Origin of the sequence: Pseudoflavonifractor sp. MCC625 (assembly GCF_018784545.1) — a bacterium.
GTDB classification, from domain to species: domain Bacteria; phylum Bacillota; class Clostridia; order Oscillospirales; family Oscillospiraceae; genus Pseudoflavonifractor_A; species Pseudoflavonifractor_A gallinarum.
The window spans coordinates 62,768-68,069 of sequence record NZ_WQOJ01000047.1 but is presented as its reverse complement, the minus strand read 5'-3'; the positions used below and the strand labels follow the sequence as shown (position 1 = coordinate 68,069).

Genomic DNA, 5,302 nt, shown 5'->3' with positions numbered 1-5,302 from the left:
TAGCCCTCCCGCACCAGATAAGCGCCGGTCTCCACCGCTTCCTCGGACTTGTGGGCGCTTTCCACGCCCACATTGTCCTGCTCTGTTTCCCGGATCTCTTTGTGGAGCTTGCCTGCGACCAGATGGACGGGAGCTTCCCTGACTCCTTGAGAAACTTTGGAAGGTGGCTTTTTCTTGTCCTCAAAGGTCAGCTTCGAGGTCTTTTTTCCGGTATCCGGGTCAATGACCGTCTGCCTGACCTTTTTCTTTGGGATATTGGCCTGCGCCTTATCTGCTCTGGCCGCAGCTTTCTCCGCTTTACGGATCGGCTTTTCCAGTGCAGGATCAGACCGTTCCTCATCAGTAAAGCGCAGGCGCGGCTCTTTATTCAAACCATTCTCCCAGCATGAGGGAGGACATCATGTAGTGCAGCTCTGCATAAATGGCCATTCCCACAGGATCGTTGAACATACAGCCGGACAGGTAGGCATAAAACTGTGCCACCACATCGGACAGGATCTTCGCCTCTGTTCCTTCCAGAATCAGGCCGCCCATACCTTCTTTAGCACGAATGGCGCTCCAGACCTCTGCCAGACGGAGAAGCCCCACCTGACCGGTCTCATTCAGTTCGGCTACCTGATCTGCCGCCGTGCGGCACTCACTTACCGCATCGGCCATGACCGTAAGCAACTGGCTGCGCTGGGCATTTACCGCCCTGTCAAAAAACATCAGCGGGTTTTTATTCAAAATGTTGGGGTTCATCATCATTCATCCTCCTTCTTTTTCAGTTCCTGGGGTTTGGTGGTCATAATGCGGTAAAGCTCGGTATTCTTCGGGAAGTGATCCACGAAAGGCAGGATTGTAGAGCCATAAAACAGCAGGCCCTCGCCCTCACCGGAGTGGGTCACATAAGATAATTGGTGTGTGGAAATCCCCAGCTGCTTGGCGAGGATCTGACGGTCTCCGCCTGCCTGGTTGAGCATATACACGAAGTCGGAATTTTCAAAGATATTTTCCACCTCGCGGCTGCTCAAAAGGTCTTTGACATTCTGGGTGATACCTGTCGGAATACCGCCCCATTTTCTGAATCGCTTCCAGATTTCCACCGTATAGGCGGCGGTCTGCTCCTCCTTCAAAAGCAGGTGCATCTCGTCGATGTAGTAGCGGGTAGACTTGTGAGCGGCACGGTTGATGGTAACGCGGTTCCACACCTGATCCTGTACCACCAGCATACCGATTTTCTTGAGCTGCTTGCCCAGTTCCTTGATGTCATAGCAGACAATCCGGTTATCAATGTCCACATTGCTCTGATGATTGAACACATTCAAAGAACCCGTTACATAGATTTCCAATGCCGTTGCAATGTACTGAGCTTCTTTTTCTTCCTGCTCCCGCAACAGGTTATAAAGGTCCTCCAAAATCGGCATATTCTCCGGCTTTGGGTCATTGAGATAATCGTTGTAAACCAGCCGTACACAACGGTCAATAATGGTTTTCTGCACCGGCTGCAAGCCCTCCTTACCGCCCACGATCAGCTCACACAAGCTGAGGATAAAGTCAGACTTGAGTGACAGCGGGCTTTCATCATCCGAATAGTCCAGATTCAGATCCATCGGATTGATATAGTTGGTTGAAGTAGGTGAGATCTTGATGACCTGCCCATGCAGACGCTCAACAAGAGGTGCGTACTCCGCTTCCGGGTCACAGATAATGACATCATCACTGGTAAGCAAAAAGCAGTTGGCAATTTCTCGTTTTGCGCTGAAGGACTTACCGGAACCCGGCGTACCCAGAATCAGGCCGTTGGGGTTTTTCAGCAGCTTTCTGTCCACCATGATGAGGTTGTTGGACAGAGCATTGATGCCGTAGTACAGAGCTTCTTTCCCGTTCTGGAACAGTTCCTGCGTAGTAAAGGGCACAAAGATAGCTGTGGAACTGGTGGTCAGTCCTCGCTGAATCTCAATCTGATTGAGACCCAGAGGCAGACAGCTCATCAGCCCTTCTTCCTGCTGGAAGTCCAGCCTGGTCAGCTGACAGTTATACTTCTGGGCAATAGAGCCTGCCTGAAAGATGTTGTTGCCAAGCTGACGGGGATTGTCCGCTGTGTTCAGCACCAGAAAGGTCAAAAGAAACATTCTCTCGTTGCGGCTCTGCAAATCCTGCAAGAGTTTTTTCGCTTCACTGCCGTAGGTAGCAAGGTCAGATGGAATGATGTATAGTGATAGGTAATTCTTTGAAGTTATCTCCGAATTTTCCCCCACTCCGCACCGTGCGTGCGAGTTTCCCCGCACACGGCGCTCCAACAAAATTTAGTTTGCTTTAACTACTATTTCTAAATTCTCTGCTGATAGCCTTAGAGAATTGACCTTTTTCAGTGCTTTATCATCAAGTTTGAGAATATCAAGATATTTTGTAATCGTATCTTCTTCGGTAGCATGGATAAGTTTATGTACGTCGGATTTTAACCACACAAGATTTCTATATTCGTCCGTACCACCCAGCTTTTTAGGCTTCTTATGATGGCATTCCATGTCAAATATGCAGAGTGGTTCACCTGTTACCGCACATTTACCGTTTTGTCCTGCCATAAGTGAAATACGGTTATCGTTATATTCCACAGATTTTCCATACTCCTTTGTTTCCAATAGATACTGGATAAGGGAGTGAACGGTTGACAGATTTTTGTGTATAAGCTGTCTGCCTTGTGGAGTATATTTATTAACCTCTCGTGTGAACATTCTCGGAGTAACAAACTTACAACCGTAAATCGGGAAGATTTGTACACCTGCCACAACTTTAGGCTTTCCGCCATAGCTGCCGTAAAATTTCTGATACGTTCTGGACTTTAGCACTTTTTCAGGCAATGGAGATTTGCTATTTTTGTTTCGCTTTGCCTTTTTGGTTTTTACTCTAAGCCTATGCTTTAGGCTCTTGCTGACAACGAAATTGATTTCTCGGAAATCACGACTGCACCCTGTGGCAGTATTATAATAATTGTGCATACCAAGAATCATGGCATTCAACTGACTTACCTGATGGGGTGATGTGTCGTGCTGTATTACTTTGATTTGCTCTTTGAGTTTGGTTTTCATTGCCTTTTTCGCTTTTTCCGAAATATTACTTTTTGATACATACTTCTTACTCTTTTTCGTCACATACAATGCAAAGCCAAGAAAATCCGTTTTCTTTTTACGGACATTTGTGATTTTGGATTTTTCAGGGCTGATTTCAAGCCCCAGTCTTTCCCAAAGCCACTCCTTTACAGCAATGAATATCTTTTTTGCTGTTTTATAATCCCTACATAGAATCTTAAAATCATCTGCGTAACGCACGAAGAAAAATTCTTTGAGGTTGGACTTCTTTAAGGCTTCATATTTGTGACTGTGCGTATAGGGGTATCTTGTGCTTTTGGTTTCCCATTGGTCACTCAACCACCAATCGAGTTCGTTCAGAACAATGTTTGAGAGTAGCGGGCTGATGATACCGCCCTGTGGCGTCCCTTTATCTGGTCTGCCAATTCCCTCAATCTCAGATTTCAGTATTTTTCCGATTATACAGATTAGACTTTTGTCCCGTATGCCCATTGTCCACATTTGCTTGAGCAGCTTGCCATGATTTACATTGTCAAAGAATCCCTTTATATCAACATCTACAACATAGTGCAGTTTGCTGACATTCATCAGGGATTGTGCCCTTGCAATGGCATGGCTTGCCGACCTATTTGGTCTAAAACCATAACTATGAGCATGGAACCTTGCTTCACATATCGGTTCTAATACTTGGATAATACATTGCTGTATAATCCTGTCGTCCATACAGGGAATACCTAACGGACGCATTTTATCAGGCTGCCCGACCTTTGGAATTTCTGTTCTGCGTACACTTTTGGGGTGATAGTTTGCAAATTTACTTTGAAAATATTTGACAAACTGTTCTTCCGACCACCCTTTATACTGTGTAATTGTTTTGCCGTCTGTTCCCTTAGTCATTGAGCCTTTGTTGTTTTTGATATTTCTGAACGCTAAAAGTATGTTGTTTTCACTGGTAATGAGATGCATTAGATTATGGAATGATTTTCCTTTACAGGATTCTTCATATAGCTTATCCATAACATCCTGCATATCGTAATATTCGGCATTTCGCAGTTTTTGCTGCTTTGGTTGCCTCTCTAAGTTCGTATCGACAGTCAAGTCAACCGCCTCCTTTCGGACTTGGTTTCTATTAGTCATACAAGAACCTTGAAAGATTTAGAAATAATGATGAAACTAAATCCTGTCTTGGGGCTGTTGCTCCTTTTCCCATTACAGGAAATATCAATGCTCGTGCCCCTGATTTCACTGTGATAAAGATAGATTATCCCGATAGCGGAAAGCCTGTTGGCTTGCCAGTATTTGCTACTGGCTTTCGATTTTTTCTATCACTACAACATCGGACTGCTGAATCCTTACCATTTGTATTCACAGCTTCCCACGTTCCGATATTCCTATCTGTCCATATATCCGTAGGTGCTTGCTATGAGCCTGTATGCTTGATTGTGCCTGTAACACAATAGGGTATTTCATAACATGGATTCTTACTTTACCCCACATACCCCGTGACCACGGTTTATGCATTTCTACATAAGCTACGTTTAGACCCTTACTTTCACAAGTTCGTCAAACTTATCTCTAAGTTATTCTCACCATAGATATTTTATAGACCTCCGGCATATAGGATACACCGCCCACCGCTGGACAGCTTTCGTGGCATTTTCATGCCTTACGGTATCTCTCTGCCGACTTCACCTAGCTTCATACTGTGCATTTCAGCAGTTAGCACAGCATGTAGGAGTATTAAGGAGAGCGTTTCGGGACGTTACCCCCTCATTCCACTCTTTGGAATATCAGTTCTCTATACAAAAGTTTTGTATATGCCTTGTTTCCTGCTTATGCAGTTATCAAGGAACGTGTCGCACCCATGTCGTATCCGGCACGGACTGCTTTTTTCTGTTCCTCGATCTTGCTGCGGTCCAGGTCGGTAATCTTTCGCTTTACCGTTTTGATGGCTTTCACCTGATCCACCGACTGAATGTGCATACTCACAATGAGCGAACTTTCCATATCCAGAAAATCAGCCAGCAAACGGTCATTCAGCTCCGGTGCGAGAATCTGCAAAAAAGAAACAGCTCCGTATTTCTTACCCATACGGAACTGCTTGCCGGTGCGGAACTCAAAGGAGCTTGGTGCAATAAAATCCTTTGTGGACAGACCGGAAGGAGCCAGCCAGTCCCATTCAAACTGAAACGGGAGTTGTTCATCCATGTGGAATACCGCATGAAGCTGAA

Annotated in this window: 2 protein-coding genes and 3 pseudogenes; all 5 read right to left on the bottom strand. The window is 45.4% G+C overall.

What is annotated here, in order from left to right; genetic code table 11:
* Nucleotides 1-371: pseudogene (locus GPK94_RS16200) on the bottom strand (CHAP domain-containing protein); the annotation flags it as partial.
* A complete protein-coding gene (locus GPK94_RS14320; RefSeq protein WP_215656130.1) occupies nucleotides 364-747 on the bottom strand; it encodes a DUF3851 domain-containing protein in 384 nt (127 codons plus the stop codon). The pseudogene GPK94_RS16200 and the gene GPK94_RS14320, both read right to left, overlap by 8 nt.
* Nucleotides 744-2,192, bottom strand: a pseudogene (locus GPK94_RS14315) (DUF87 domain-containing protein); the annotation flags it as partial. The pseudogene GPK94_RS14315 and the gene GPK94_RS14320, both read right to left, overlap by 4 nt.
* A gap of 96 nt (nucleotides 2,193-2,288) precedes the next feature.
* A complete protein-coding gene (ltrA, locus tag GPK94_RS14310; RefSeq protein ID WP_252192665.1) occupies nucleotides 2,289-4,088 on the bottom strand; it encodes a group II intron reverse transcriptase/maturase in 1,800 nt (599 codons plus the stop codon).
* Nucleotides 4,089-4,934: 846 nt separating this feature from the next.
* Nucleotides 4,935-5,302: pseudogene (locus tag GPK94_RS16195) on the bottom strand (conjugal transfer protein TraE); the annotation flags it as partial.